Source organism: Bradyrhizobium sp. A11, from assembly GCF_042077125.1.
Classification (GTDB): domain Bacteria; phylum Pseudomonadota; class Alphaproteobacteria; order Rhizobiales; family Xanthobacteraceae; genus Bradyrhizobium; species Bradyrhizobium japonicum_B.
In genome coordinates this window covers 5,957,156-5,971,294 of record NZ_CP149509.1, presented here as the reverse complement: position 1 = coordinate 5,971,294, position 14,139 = coordinate 5,957,156, and the positions used below count along the sequence as shown (strand labels likewise).

General features: G+C 62.2%; 13 protein-coding genes. 6 read left to right on the top strand and 7 right to left on the bottom strand.

Annotation, left to right across the window (positions count from 1 at the left end; genetic code table 11):
- Positions 1-75: 75 nt before the first annotated feature.
- Entirely contained in the window at positions 76-1,698 is a 1,623-nt protein-coding gene (xseA, locus tag WI560_RS28100) for an exodeoxyribonuclease VII large subunit (RefSeq protein ID WP_375305783.1), read from the bottom strand.
- 503 nt (positions 1,699-2,201) lie between these two features.
- On the opposite strand from xseA, the gene WI560_RS28095 reads away from it, so the two are divergent.
- Both WI560_RS28095 and WI560_RS28090 read left to right on the top strand, forming a co-directional pair.
- Positions 2,202-2,390, top strand: coding sequence for a hypothetical protein (locus WI560_RS28095; protein ID WP_375305782.1), 189 nt, complete (start codon positions 2,202-2,204; stop codon positions 2,388-2,390).
- A 261-nt stretch (positions 2,391-2,651) separates the two neighbouring features.
- A complete protein-coding gene (locus tag WI560_RS28090) occupies positions 2,652-2,846 on the top strand; it encodes a hypothetical protein (RefSeq protein ID WP_375305781.1) in 195 nt (64 codons plus the stop codon).
- Positions 2,847-3,185: 339 nt separating this feature from the next.
- Here WI560_RS28090 and WI560_RS28085 read toward each other — a convergent pair whose 3' ends face one another.
- From WI560_RS28085 to WI560_RS28065, 5 genes are all read right to left on the bottom strand, one after another.
- Entirely contained in the window at positions 3,186-4,346 is a 1,161-nt protein-coding gene (locus tag WI560_RS28085; protein ID WP_375305780.1) for an ATP-binding protein, read from the bottom strand.
- 64 nt (positions 4,347-4,410) lie between these two features.
- Entirely contained in the window at positions 4,411-4,959 is a 549-nt protein-coding gene (locus WI560_RS28080; RefSeq protein ID WP_375305779.1) for a transposase, read from the bottom strand.
- A 174-nt stretch (positions 4,960-5,133) separates the two neighbouring features.
- On the bottom strand, positions 5,134-5,934 hold the full coding sequence (locus WI560_RS28075; RefSeq protein ID WP_375305778.1) for a hypothetical protein: 801 nt from the start codon (positions 5,932-5,934) through the stop codon (positions 5,134-5,136).
- An 87-nt stretch (positions 5,935-6,021) separates the two neighbouring features.
- Positions 6,022-6,804: a DUF5131 family protein gene (locus tag WI560_RS28070; protein ID WP_375305777.1), complete on the bottom strand. Its 783-nt coding sequence runs from the start codon at positions 6,802-6,804 to the stop codon at positions 6,022-6,024.
- Positions 6,805-6,811: 7 nt separating this feature from the next.
- On the bottom strand, positions 6,812-7,912 hold the full coding sequence (locus WI560_RS28065; protein WP_375305776.1) for a three-Cys-motif partner protein TcmP: 1,101 nt from the start codon (positions 7,910-7,912) through the stop codon (positions 6,812-6,814).
- Between the two features lie 418 nt (positions 7,913-8,330).
- Between WI560_RS28065 and purD the strand changes: the two genes are divergently transcribed.
- Together purD and WI560_RS28055 are read left to right on the top strand one after the other, a co-directional pair.
- A complete protein-coding gene (gene purD, locus WI560_RS28060) occupies positions 8,331-9,614 on the top strand; it encodes a phosphoribosylamine--glycine ligase (protein ID WP_375305775.1) in 1,284 nt (427 codons plus the stop codon).
- A 206-nt stretch (positions 9,615-9,820) separates the two neighbouring features.
- The gene (locus tag WI560_RS28055; protein WP_375305774.1) at positions 9,821-10,723 is read left to right on the top strand and encodes an alpha/beta fold hydrolase; all 903 of its coding nucleotides are present in this window, start codon (positions 9,821-9,823) and stop codon (positions 10,721-10,723) included.
- A gap of 144 nt (positions 10,724-10,867) precedes the next feature.
- Here WI560_RS28055 and WI560_RS28050 read toward each other — a convergent pair whose 3' ends face one another.
- Entirely contained in the window at positions 10,868-11,326 is a 459-nt protein-coding gene (locus WI560_RS28050; RefSeq protein WP_257180826.1) for a nucleoside deaminase, read from the bottom strand.
- Between the two features lie 119 nt (positions 11,327-11,445).
- Here WI560_RS28050 and WI560_RS28045 point away from each other — a divergent pair, with 119 nt between their 5' ends.
- Together WI560_RS28045 and rsmD are read left to right on the top strand one after the other, a co-directional pair.
- Positions 11,446-13,545: a pseudouridine synthase gene (locus WI560_RS28045; protein ID WP_375305773.1), complete on the top strand. Its 2,100-nt coding sequence runs from the start codon at positions 11,446-11,448 to the stop codon at positions 13,543-13,545.
- Between the two features lie 2 nt (positions 13,546-13,547).
- Complete coding sequence (rsmD, locus tag WI560_RS28040) at positions 13,548-14,102, top strand: 16S rRNA (guanine(966)-N(2))-methyltransferase RsmD (RefSeq protein WP_375305772.1); 555 nt, start codon at positions 13,548-13,550, stop codon at positions 14,100-14,102.
- Positions 14,103-14,139 lie beyond the last annotated feature (37 nt).

The following is a 14,139-nucleotide window of genomic DNA, read 5'->3' as shown; positions in this document are numbered from 1 at the left end:
CATCGCAAGCCTCGCACCTCAGGATGACGGGCTGGCACTCGGAACGCTTCGACAGCGGAGCGCCGTCCTCGCGCCTCAGAACAGGCTGCCCTGATCCACCGGCTTGGCCACGCGCTTCGGTGCGGGCTTCGTCTCCTGCGCGGCCGGCTTTGGCTGCGCCGGCGCGCGTTTTGCCACCGGCGCCGGGCGATCCGCATCCGCGGTCGCGCCGACGCGGCCATCGGCGAACTCGATCTCGACGCGCGCGCCGGGACCGATCGCATCGGCCGCATGCACGGGATGGCCGGCCTCGTCGCGCACCAGCGCGAAGCCGCGCGCGAGCACGCTGCGATAGGACAGCGCCGACAGCAGCTTGCCACTGTTCTCGACGCGGGCATCGAGCCGGTGCAGCAGCGTCGCGAGCGCGCGCTGCGCCCGCTCGCTAAGGCGATGCGTGCGCTCGCGCTGGCGGGCAATCGCGTTCCTCTGCGCCTGCGCATTGGAGAGTTTCGAGGCGCGCAGGCGGATCTCGAGCCCGGCAAAGCGGTCGCGCCGCTGCCGCAGCAGCGAGCGCGCGGACAGGCCGAGCCGTTCGCCGCACACCGTCAGGCGATGGTCGGCCTGCGCGATCTGGCCGTGCAGCACCCGCAGCGTCAGCTTTGAGCTGGCCGCGGTGAACCTGCGGAAATGCGCGTGCGTGTTGGCCTTGAGGCAGCGGGGCAGGGAGGCGCCCGCCGCATCCAGCCGTTGCCGGGGAATGGCGAGCAGATCGCCGGCCGCCGGCAGCGCGCGCGCGGCGGCGCGCAGCTCGCTGCGGCGGCTTTCCTGGGCGCGTTGCCAATAGGCGCGGGTGCGGCGACCGAGATCGGCGACCTCGACGAACAGATCGCTGCGCACCGGCACCGCCATCTCGGCCGCCGCCGTCGGCGTCGGCGCGCGCTTGTCGGCGACGAAATCGATCAGCGTGATGTCGGTCTCGTGCCCGACCGCCGAGATCAGCGGGATCATGCTTTCGGCCGCCGCCCGCACCACGATCTCCTCGTTGAACGACCAGAGATCCTCCAGCGAGCCGCCGCCGCGCGCGACGATCAGCACGTCAGGTCGCGGAATCCTGCCGCCCTCGGGCAGCGCGTTGAAGCCGCGGATCGCGGCCGCGACCTGCTCGGCCGAGCCCTCGCCCTGCACCTTGACCGGCCACACCAGCACGCGGCGGGGGAAGCGGTCCTCCAGCCGATGCAGGATGTCGCGGATCACGGCGCCGGTCGGCGAGGTCACGACGCCGATCACCTCCGGCAGCCAGGGCAGCAGCTGCTTGCGCGCCTCGTCGAACAAGCCTTCGGCGGCGAGCTTCTTCTTGCGCTCCTCCATCAGCGCCATCAGCGCGCCGATGCCGGCCGGCTCCAGCGCCTCGATCACGATCTGGTATTTCGAGGAGCCCGGATAGGTCGTCAGCTTGCCGGTGGCGATGACCTCGAGCCCCTCCTGGGGCTTGAAGCGCATCCGGCCGTGCACGCCCTTCCAGATCACCGCCTCGATCTTGGCGCTCTCGTCCTTCAGCGCGAAATAGCAATGCCCGGAGGAATGGGCGCCGCGGAATCCCGAGATCTCGCCGCGGACCCGGACATGGCCGAAGGTATCCTCCACCGTCCGCTTCAGGGACTGGGAGAGCTCGGAGACGGTGAATTCAAAGGCGTTGTTGAGTTGTTCCGCAGGCGGCATTGAGCAAACGATTCGGGGTTATGGGGTCGGGGTCGAGGTTAGGGATTTTCGCGACGCGGCGCCAGCCAGGGAGTTCACCTCTCCATGGGGAGGTCCGGGTGAGGTGTCAGGGCGTCACTCTGCGCCACTCCCTCTTACCGATATTGCTTCGCAATCCGGCCTTTCCGCGCTTCGGCTACTCATTCCTCCTCGGTTTCCTCTCGCCTATCATGGCGGCGCTCAAGGCGTTGCCCACAGTGCACTAAATGATATCCGCTGCGCTGGCTTTGGAAACCAGTGCACTGTCACCGTAATACAAGGATATGAGGTCTGGATCATCGCGGATGGTCCGTTCGGCTAGCTTTAGAGACACATGGATGGGTTTTGCGGGCTCAGGCCATCCTACGGGCCTCAACGGGACCGGGAACAATGTGCAGGCCATCCGATTGGAACGTTGGTACGTCCAATCCGGGATAGATCAGCGGGTCTCCCGGGAGGCGTCTCTTATCGGGAAGGAGCGACCAATGGATGACGAACGGAAATCATCAAAGGCGGGTGAACAGGCCGCTGCAGGCTTGCGTGAAGCGACTTCAAAGGATGAAGCGAAAAACGAGGGCAAGATGGGGCACGATCTAGCGAAGGGGGCTGATCGTTTCGAAGAGCGCTCGAAAAGCTCGGACGGAAAAAGCGCAGAAGAGAAACAAAAAGGGTGAAGACCCGTCACGGCTTGCCGACAGAAGGTGTCCGCAAGCTGTTCGGACCTTTGGACTCGTAGGATGGGTCGAGCCCTTGCGAAACCCATCGCCTTCCTCTTCCGGCTCTCGATCATCGCGGCTGTCATCCGGCTGCAAGTGAGCGCGGATGGCCTGATCGTTTCGCTTTTCGAACGCTGAGTATTGTCTTGAGTGAGGCTGCGCACAGATGAGCCGGCTTCTTCGTGGCATTGCTGTCCGACTTCAAATGAGGGGACGGCAATGAACCACACCTGGACGGTTCGCTGGAAAGGCCTGATATTCGCCGGCTACGGCGTGCTGATTGGGCTCGTCGCGAACAAGTTTGTTTTCGACGGGCCGGGCTGGAGCAAGTTCCTTGTGATGCTATTCCTGGCGGGACTGCTTGGTGCGATTGGTCATCGCATCGGCCAGAAGCAAATGCGCGATAGCCTGTGACGTCAACAATTTCTCTTCGCATGCTGAGGCTCGTAGCTCGTAGGTGGGTTGAGCCCTTGCGAAACCCATCGCCTCTCTATCCCGTTCACCGCAATCGCGGCCGTCATCCGATTGTAAGTGACGACGAATCGCGGAGGGCGCCCGGCGGCTAGGACGCTTCGAGTGATGGGTTTCGCGAGGACTCAACCCATCCAACGGGCTCGGGTCCATTCAACGCAATTGACCGGGGTCGAGCTCGGCGGCTGCAGGCTGCGCCCGCATTCTGACAACGCGACAAACCCCGAAGCATTCTCGATGGAAAAGAGCGCTCAACGAGTTAACGATGCGCGTACCAAAGGATCACGTGCGCGGAAGCCGAAGCGTGAATGTCGTGCCGGACTTCTGGTCCGAAGTGACATCGATCTCGCCGCCATGGGCTTCGACGATCAATCTCGCAATGTAGAGCCCCAGCCCGAGGTGAGTCCCATGCTCGGCGGAGACCTCCTGGCCGCGCATCCAAGACTGAAAAATGATCTTCTGGTTCTCGGGAGGGATTGGGGGACCGAAGTTATGCACGGTCACGACGACCCCCTCGGGGTCTAGTCCCGATATCGCGACGGTAATCGCACCCGATGCCTCGCTGTACTGAATCGCGTTGCCCATCAGGTTGGAGAGCACCTGTCCCATTCGTGCCGCGTCCCAAAGGCCCGTCGGGTCACCTTGATGGGTGACTTCGATAATCTGGCCTGCGTTGATGCCCCGCAACTCGTCAGCGATTTGGTGACAGAGCCTCGCCATGTCCATTTTGGCTTTTTCGACGGGGATACCAGTGCCGAAAGACGAGCGTGTGAGATCCAGCAGGTCATCAAGGATGCGCGTAGCCCTGTCCGTCGTCAGGACCATCTCAGCCACCACTTTTGCCTGCTTCGGATCAGATGTTCCCGATCGTGCCATCCACCGCGCGGCCATGGAAGCAGCGCCTATGGGGTTACGCAGGTCGTGCCCAAGGACTCCAAGGAACAGGTTCCGCGAGTTGTTGATGGTCTTGGTGTAATGCGCCACCGACTCCGTCACGGCCTGGTCGATTGCTTCGTTGAACCGCGTAAGGTCCTCAACATCTGTGCTGGCAAGGCTTTCCTGCTTGGCCACCCATTGCTTCACGACGCTTGCACGTAGTGCCCGATATTCCGAAACCATCTGGTCGATGTCGAAACCATCGGCGAGGCGAAGTGCGGAATGAATTTCCGCCGCGCTTTGGCTAAAGGGTCCGTCCTCGACGGCCAAACCGTGCGACTTGTCCACTCGCTCGCGCGCGGTTTGCGGCGACTCCAGGTCCTCGGCGATGAACTTGAGAATGTCGGCAATATGGTCTTCGAGAGCAAGCTTCGACATCCCGTCGCTGGCCGGCGAACGGGTCCGCGCGAAGTCTGTCCATTCCTTGATGATTGCGGGTTGGTTGTGGCGAATGAAGTCGGCCAGGCGTTCCTGACCTTGGCCGACCCATTTTCCTGAATCACTCAATGTGGTCCCCAGTCCTCGATGCTAGCGGGAAACCTAGCACATCACCGTTCAAAACGGCACGGCATCATGGGCCGATAAGGGACAAGGCGCCTGTTATTCTCTTCTTGCGACGAGTTCGAGCCGCAGGAGCGCCTGGAACCCGTAGAATGGGTTGAGCTCTTGCGAAACCCATCGCCTCTCTATCCCCGTTCACCGTAGTCGTGGCCGTCATCCGATTGATCGCCGGCCCAATCGGCCGGGTCATTGCCAAGCTTGACGTGACCATGAAACGAGGAGGCGCCCCGTCACGCACCCGGTCGACGAGCCCGCGCTTGACCGGATTGATATGGACATAGTCGACATGCCGCGTGAAATCGACGTCGTCGCGAATGGTATGCTCCCAATATCTGCGCTGCCAGATGCCCCGTTCACCTTTGGCCGAGCAGCTTCGGGATATGCTCTCATTGCGCGCCAGACCGCGCGGAAAGGTGGATTTGATCAACTGCCAGCGCATTGCAAAATCGGCATCACCTTCCGGCAACGTCCACACCGTGTGAAGGTGGTCATGCAGCACCACGATGGCATCGATCGTGAACGGATGGCGTCGGTGCGTTTCGCGAAACGCCCCGCGCACACCTGGATATGATCTGTCAGCAACGCCAGCCTCCGCTCCGCCAGATTGACGATGAAGAAGAATCACCCACCCGGAACGAAGTTGCGGCGGTACGCGGTCATGACGCAATCTTATCACGAAACAAGTGCGATGGGTTTCGCAAGGGCTCAACCCATCCTACGGGCTACGGGCTCGCTAAAAGCTTCCCACGATTCGCTTCCTCTCGATCCCATTCACAAGGGAGTGAGTTATCCCAGCGATACGTTCAACATACTCGGGCGTGAAAACGATTAGCTTCTCACCCTCTTGGGTGTGGCCGTTACGATGAACACAGTCATGTCGATAGTCCACTGCTCGCATCAAAGTCTCGAGCTCATCTTTGCTGAGCAACTTGAACAGATCCATATTTAGGACGGTCTGGTAAAGAACGCGCACTCGCGCAATATTATGGTACATCAATGAGCGCAGATGCTTAAGTACAACTTTCCGGACAAGATTGGGATCAGCCGCTATCTGTGCAAGATTGAATTTCTCTTTTTTCAGGTCTGAATCTTCTTCGAGTAATCGATTCATGGCATCCGGCTCGGACGTGACATGGATTATCACGGTATCAGCAAGAAACGCTTCCATGGCCGATATTTGGTGAGCAAATACCATGCGGTTTATCAAGCTGCTCCCATCAGCGGGTAGCGCATTCTCGTTCAGCATGTTCCACGTTTCGCGGTGCGATTGCAAAAATACCGAAAAGGCGTTGGCGGGCGGCTCTGGCTCCTCCCAATCATCCTCATCTGGACCATCGTAGAACGCGGTACCAGCATCGACTTTCACGCCTGGATAATTGTTGAGTGTAAGGTCGCAATCCCCGCCATTATTAAGCACGTGGGCCGCAAACGTCTCATCGCACTCCCGGCACTCTAGGTCGAGATCGTCTTCGCTTGTCATGTCGGACGCCCGGTCGGCCAGCCAATACGGCTCCGGTACATCAATCCGGTCCATTATGTTCGCCCCGCACTTCGGGCAAACGAACGAAATATCGCACTTATATTCGGGCACCTCTGAGACCCCCTGCAGCTAATTAGAGAGTCAAACAGCGACACGAGCGCTATGTTGTGGTTTGGACGATTTTGCCGTCGGAAGTTCGTCCCAAGTTCGGCCATCCAATGTTCGGCCCGCTTGCTTCTTTTGAACGCCACCCCACTGTTTGAAATGGAATGCCACCCCGGCGGCATTGCATTGGTCACGGATGGACCGGACCCAGTTAGGGTCCATCGGCCGCGCGTTCGGCCCACTCTCTCCGCCTGCGATGGTCCAGTCAATGCCATCGAGCCTTAAGTCATCGAGAGGCCCAAGTAGCGGTTCGAGGCTGAGGAATTTGATAAATGCTGGTGTGGTTCGAAGATAGTCAATCCGATCTACGTACTCTTCACTCTCAACACTAACGCCCATCCAAACATTCTTGGACCAAGGCAGTCGTGGAGCAATTTCGGCAAGCCGATCAGCTCGCTTCGTCAATACTTGAAACGTGTGGTGCCGAGCCATTCTCATCACTTCGAAAACTCTTAAGACGAACTCCACCGGAATTTTCTCGTGGAAGAGATCGGACATGGAGTTCACAAATATGATTTTAGGCGCTCTCCATTTGAGCGGTATCTCCAGAGCTGCTTCGTCCAAGACGATTTTGCCATTCCATTTTGCGCGCCCTCCGGACACGCGAGTGGTGCCAGCGTATTTTGGCTGACCCATGGCTTCCAACCTGCGAGCGAGCCTCATCGCATAACAATTAGTGCAACCCGGAGATAAGATCGTGCATCCGGCTACCGGATTCCACGTCGCCTCGGTCCATTCGATCGGTGAATTCGTCGCCATGATGATCCTATTTAAAAGTTACCATTACTTGGTCGGCGAACGTACCTTTTCGGCGCTCAGAGGCTGGTGGACTAGCGGCCACTTTGCCCGCCTCTTCCAACTGCCCGAGCGCCTTCTTGTAATTCGTCTTGGTGTAAGGTCTGTCCACTGAATGATTTTCGTACACATGTCTCATTGAAAGTGTCTTTCCGGCGAACACTTTCGGTAAATCAGCAATAAGCTTGTCAAACGGTTGCGCGAGAGAAAACAAGAGGGGCGTTGAGGCATCCGCAGGGGAATAGGCAAAAGAAGCTACCCCCTGATCCTGCGTAGAGCTTTCCCCGGCCATGATCCCTTTCATGATTTCATAGCCCTTAAAGTGCTTGGATACGAAGATAAGGCTGTGCGATGTCCGCTTCCCTCGCTTGAACCGGAAAGGCAAAACATACGTGCCTCCCATCGCCTTGATCGCCTGTGACAGGTCTTCAAGTATCAGCGCTTCTCGTTGATCTGGCTCTTGCCCTTTAATTTTCTCTCGTAGGAGATTGGCCCGATCAACCCCGAACAAGGCGTTCATGTGATCCTCGACAAGGGCGTTGGAAAGTCCTGCGTTTATGCGGCCGTAGTTGAAGAAAAATACACAGTCACATCCCCAATCCTTGATCACGCCATTCACAATCTTGAGCGACAAGCCCTTGTACCCGAACGGATCGACGAATGTGAATGATGGAATCAACTTCTTTTCGGCGAAGTATTTTTCGGCGTCCTCTCCGACGACGTCTGACATAACCTCGGGTTTGAACTTTAGTTTTTCAATTCCTGGCAGCGCGTCAATTTCGGACAACAGCGTGGAGCTATGGTTCTTGTCCGCATCGTTGAAGAGAGTGACGAGCATCGATGCCATGTCTGGATTGGCTATCGCATGTTGCAAGACAAGAAGCGGAGTAGACGCCGCGCCATCTTTGTAACGACCGGGCCCTGCGTAAAGATCGATGTACGCTATCTTGCCGTCTCTCTGTTTTGCGCTGGGAGTAATAACCTTTGCCCAAGCGTAAAAGTACTTCTGAATAATCCGAGCCTTAGTTTCTGATTGATCGGTCCGCTCATCAAAAAACTTTGCAGTTGCCACCGGGCCCCCTCGTGCATCTTCGAGTAGATTCGTGACTAGCATACACGTTGCCTTGATCGATGGACCGCCGGCCTTATACAGTTCTTGTTTTGTTCTTCGTCCAGAAGTCGAAGTTCTGTCGGTTCGCCCGTGCGCACCGTTCCTTGTCAGCTTTAGACCGTGCTCGCGGGGGGCGATACCCTGGATTTATCGCCCATCGCTCGCTGGAGCGTTCATCAATGCGTCCTGGCTAGGCTCGAGCGATGTCTTTGGTTGAGGTTACTTCGGAATTCCTCCCGTTGACCTTCCCGCAAGGGAGAAGGGAAGAAGCGAGGCGCGTGCGCTCGGAATGGCCGGGAGTTCGGGCCGTATCCCCTTGAGCCCCACCCCGATTCATGCGACCTCCGCCCCCAGCAAACCCCTCATTTCTGAGCCTCTTATGCATATTCTCCTGCTCGGTTCCGGTGGCCGCGAACATGCCCTGGCGTGGAAGATCGCAGCCTCCCCCCTGGTGACCAAATTCTGGTGCGCGCCCGGCAATGCCGGGATCGCGAAGGAGGCGGAATGCGTGGCGCTCGATGTCGCCGACCATGCTGCGGTCATCGGTTTCTGCAAGGCGAACAAGGTCGAACTCGTGGTGGTCGGGCCGGAGACGCCGCTGGCGGCCGGCATCGTCGATGATCTCACAGCTAGCGGCATCAAGGCGTTCGGGCCGAGCAAGGCGGCCGCCCAGCTCGAAAGCTCCAAGGGGTTCACCAAGGCGCTCTGCACCGAGTTCGGCATTCCCACCGGCGCCTACAAGCGCTTCACCAATGCCGGTGACGCGCGCGCCTATGTGCAGAGCCAGGGCGCGCCGATCGTGGTGAAGGCCGACGGGCTTGCCGCCGGCAAGGGCGTCGTCGTTGCCAAGACCGTGGCTGAGGCCGAGGATGCCATCGCCATGATGTTCGAGGGCGCCTTCGGCGAGGCCGGCGCCGAGGTCGTGATCGAGGAATTTTTGCCCGGCCGCGAGATCAGCTTCTTCGCGCTGTGCGACGGCGAGACCGCCATTCCGCTGGCCTCGGCGCAGGACCACAAGCGCGTGTTCGACCACGACGTCGGCCCGAACACCGGCGGCATGGGCGCCTATTCGCCGACGCCGCTGGTGACGCCCGCCGTCCACGACGCGATCATGGCCAAGATCATCCTGCCGACGGTCTCAGGCATGAAGCAGCGCGGCACGCCGTTCCGCGGCGTGCTCTATGCCGGCATCATGCTGACGACGCAGGGCCCAAAACTGTTCGAGTTCAACGTCCGCTTCGGCGACCCTGAATGCCAGGTGCTGATGCTGCGCATGATGAGCGACCTCGTGCCGGCGCTGCTCGCCGCCTGCGACGGGCAGTTGAAGAATTTCGACCTGCGCTGGCACAAGGAAGCCGCGCTCACCGTGGTGATGGCGGCCAAGGGCTATCCCGGCGATTACCAGAAGGGCACGCGCATCGAGGGGCTCGATGACGCGGCCAAGGTGGGCAATGTCGAGATCTTCCACGCCGGCACGGTGGCGAAGGACGGTGCGATCCTCGCCAATGGCGGCCGCGTGCTCAATGTCTGCGCGCTGGGGGCGACCGTGACGGAAGCGCAGGCGAGAGCCTACCAGGCCGTCGATCGCATCCGCTGGCCGGAAGGCTTCTGCCGCCGCGATATCGGCTGGCAGGCGGTGGAGGCGGAGAAGGCCAAGACCTAGCTCGTCATTCCGGACGGCGCGCAAGACGCGCCGATCCGGAATCTCGAGATTTGTGTCACCGGATCGCCACATGCGCAGCCCAGAATGTGTAATCAGTCGCTGGGCTTAGTGACCCCGATGATGATACCGGTACTGTGCATGGGGTTGTTTTCGCACTTTTAGGTGTCGGGGGCCGGCCCCGGCTGCCCCCTCAAGGATGCAACAAGATGTCCGACCTCGCCGACCTCTATCCGGGCTTTGCCGCCGAGTGGATCGATACCTCGTTCGGCCGCATCTTCGCCCGCGTCGGCGGCAAAGGGCCGCCGCTGCTGCTTCTGCACGGCTTCTCCGAGACCCACGTGATGTGGCACCAGGTGGCGCCTGAGCTGGCCGAGCACTTCACGCTGATCATCGCCGATCTGCCCGGCTACGGCTGGTCCGACATGCCCGAGAGCGACGCGCTGCACATCCCCTACAGCAAGCGCGCGATGGCGAAAGCCATGGTCGAAATGATGGAGCGGCTCGGCCACGTGCACTTCGCGCTCGCCGGCCACGACCGCGGCGGCCGGGTCTCGTACCGGCTCGCGCTCGATCATCCCGGCCGGCTGTCGAAGCTCGCGGTGCTCGATATCCTGCCGACCTATAATTACTGGGAGCGGATGAACCGCGCCTACGCGCTGAAGATCTACCACTGGACCTTCCTGGCGCAGCCCTATCCGCTGCCGGAGACGCTGATCTCTGGCCAGGGCGAGTTCTTCCTGCGCTTCAAGATGGCGAGCCAGACCAAGTCGAAAACGCTCGACGCGATCGATGAGCGGGCGCTCGAACATTACCTCGCCCCGTTCCGCGATCCCGCCCGCATCCATGCGATGTGCGAGGATTATCGCGCCGGCGCCTATTTCGACTATGACCTCGACAAGGCGGATTTCGAGGCCGGCAAGAAGATCACCATTCCCATGCTGGCACTGTGGGGCAATGCCGGCGTGGCGCAAGCCGCCGCGACGCCGCTGGACACGTGGAAGCAATGGGCGACCAACGTTGCGGGCATGCCGGTGGATTCCGGCCACTTCCTCACCGAGGAGAATCCGGACGTGACCGCGAAGGCGCTGCGCGAATTCTTCGCGGGCTGAGCTGTGACGCTGCACGCCACACACTCAACTGTCATCGTCCGCGAAGGCGGACGATCCAGTACGCCGAGACGGTGGTGGTTGAAAAGATAGGCCACGGCGTACTGGATGCCCCGCCTTCGGGGCATGACAGCGGAGGGTGGCGCGTCAGCGCCGCTCCCGAAAGAACTCCTTGAGCAGCCGCGCCGCCTCGGTCTCGCCGACCCCGGAATAGACGTCCGGCGCGTGATGGCAGGTTGGGGAGGCAAAGAACCGCACGCCCGATTCCACCGCGCCGCCCTTGGGGTCGGCGGCGCCGTAATAGAGCCGCCTGACCCTTGCAAACGAGATCGCGCCCGCACACATGGTGCAGGGCTCCAGCGTCACGTAGAGGTCGCAGTCGACGAGGCGCTCGCTGCCGATCTTCGCGGCGGCTTCGCGCAGTGCGACGATTTCGGCGTGGGCGGTCGGATCATGGTCGGTCAGCGTCCGGTTGGCCGCGGTGGCGATCACCTCGTCATTGCGGACTACCACGCATCCGATCGGAACTTCGCCCGCCTTTCCGGCGTTTTCGGCCGTTTTGAGCGCCAAATCCATGAAAGAGGGGGCTTTCAAGCCTCGTATCATCGCCAGAAACCTGCTAGTAGCTCCGCCTTCAGCAAGAGTGGATACCGATTTTGCCTGAGCATGCGGCTCGGAACGAGCGCGCGCAATGCTCATCGCGCTACCCCCAAGTGAGATCATTCATGCCTCGCGACAGCGACAAAGACAACGATTCCCGCGGCCGGCGAGGCCCGCCCAAGGGCGGCCGCAGCGGCAAGGCGCGCGGCCCCGAGAAGAAGTTCGCCAAGCGCGGCTTCGAGGGCAAGAGCGAGGGTAGGGGCGACCGCGATAGCCGCCCGCCCCGTGGCGACCGCGACAGCCGTCCGCCGCGCGGGGATCGCCCGTTCCGCCGCCGCGAGGAGGGTGATGCCCCGCGCCGGGATTCGTCCGACCGTCCGCGCTTCAAGCGCGACGATCGCAGCGGCGAAGGCCGCGGTGAGCGCAGCTTCAAGCCGCGTGGCGACCGGCCATTCTCCGATCGTGGATCGCGCGATGGCGACAAGCGCTCCTTCAAGCCGCGCGGCGACCGCCCGTCCCAAGGCCGTGACGACCGTCCGCCGCGCAGCCGCGATCGCGACGAGTCCCGTCCCGCCGGCCGGTTCGGCGACAAGAAGTTCGGCGACAAGCGCCCGTATTCGCCGCGCGGCGACCGTCCGGAGCGTCCGTTCGAGGGCGAGCGGAAGTTTTCGCGGGGCGGTCCGGATCGCGACCGTGGCGATCGCGGCGAGTCAAAGCCCTGGCAGAAGCGCGACGACCGTCCGCGCGGCGATCGGCCGCCGCGCAAGGATTTTGGCAAGGATTTTGGCAAGGGTCCGCGCAAGGATTTCGGCGGCCGTGACCGCAGCGAAGACAAGCCCTGGCAGAAGCGCGACGATCGGCAAGGTGGCGGTGACGACCGTCCGCGGTTCTCGCGCTCACGCGACGATCGCACATCGGGCGATCGCCCGTTCCGCGAGCGGCCCAAATTCGACCGGCCGCGCGAGGATCGTCCAAAATTCGACCGGCCCCGCCGTGACGGCGATGGCGACCGCGGAGGGCGCGGTGGCGACCGGCCGAAATTCAATCGTCCGCGCGAGCGGTCGGAAGGCCGTTCCGATTGGCACGAGCATCCGCGCAGCGAAGGCCGTTTCGGTGATCGCCCGCGCCGTGAAAACGAGGATGAAAGCAGGATCTTCGAGAAGCGTCCCGCTTTCGGCGGCCGCGGTGCCTATCGCGAGCGCGATCGTGATGCCGACCGGCGGCCGCGCCGGGACGAAGAGCCGAAGCCGAAGAAGGCCGGCGAGCGCATCGCCAAGGTGCTGGCGCGTGCGGGCCTCGCCTCGCGCCGCGACGCCGAGGAGATGGTCACGCAGGGCCGCGTCACCGTCAACGGCCGCGTCATCAACTCGCCCGCGCTGGACATCACCAAGAACGACGTCGTCATGGTCGACGGCAAGCCGTTGCCGGAGCGCGAGCGCACGCGGCTGTTCCTCTACCACAAGCCGCGCGGGCTGATGACCACGCATGACGATCCCGAGGGGCGTCCGACCGTGTTCGACAATCTGCCGGAAGGTCTGCCGCGGCTGATCAGCGTCGGCCGGCTCGATTTCAATACCGAGGGCCTCTTGCTGCTCACCAACGACGGCGGGCTCGCCCGCACGCTGGAGCTGCCCGACACCGGCTGGCTGCGCCGCTACCGCGTTCGCGCCCATGGCGACGTCACCCAGGCGCAGCTCGACGAGCTCAAGAACGGCATCGAGATCGAGGGCGTCAAATACGGTCCGATCGAGGCGACGCTGGAGCGCGACCAGGGCGCCAATGTCTGGCTGGTGTTCGCGATCCGCGAGGGCAAGAACCGCGAGGTGCGCAACGTCTGCGCCCATCTCGGGCTCGAGGTGAACCGGCTGATCCGCGTCTCCTATGGCCCGTTCCAGCTCGGCGAGGTCCCGGAAGGCCAGGTCGAGGAGATCAAGTCGCGGGTGCTGCGCGAGCAGCTCGGCGACAAGGTGATCGAGAAATCGGGGGCGCAGTTCGACGTGCCCGCGAAGCCGGCCGCGCGCGAAGACGATGCGCCGCGCGAGACGAAGCCCGCCAGCAAGCGCGCCGTGATCAACGACCGCAAGGGCCGCCGCGTGCTGGTGCAGCGCACCGGCAGCGAGGAAGCGCGCGAGCGCAACGAGGAACAGGCCAGCGGCTACGGCCCGCCGCGCCGTCCCAAGCGCGGCTATCACGGCAAGCGCGACCTGACGCCGCGGGAGGATTGAGGTTGCGCGTCGTCGGCGGTCGCTTGAAGGGGCGCAATCTGGCCTCGCCGTCCTCGCGCGACATCCGCCCGACGGCGGACCGCTTGCGCGAGTCCGTGTTCAACATCCTCGTGCACGCCTATGACGATCCGATTGCCGATGCGCGCGTGCTCGACCTGTTCGCCGGCACCGGGGCGCTCGGCATCGAAGCGGTCTCGCGCGGGGCGAAGTTCACGCTGTTCGTCGACAATGGCGCGGAAGCGCGGGCGCTGCTGCGCAACAATGTCGAGACGCTGGGCCTGGGTGGCGTCACCAAGGTCTATCGGCGCGACGCGACCGATCTCGGACCTGCGCATCCCGTCGAGCCGTTCTCGCTGGTGTTCCTCGATCCGCCCTATGGCAAGGGCTTTGCGGAGAAGGCACTGGCGTCCTTGCGCGACGGCGGCTGGCTGACGCCGGGCGCGCTGCTGGTGGTGGAGGAGGCCAAGGCCGCGCAGTTCGTCACGCCGGAGGGCTACGACGAACTGGAGCGGCGGGCGTATGACGACACCGAGTTCGTGTTCTTGCGGAAGCCGTAGCGCCGCTGTCGTAGGGTGGGCAAAGCGTAGCGTGCCC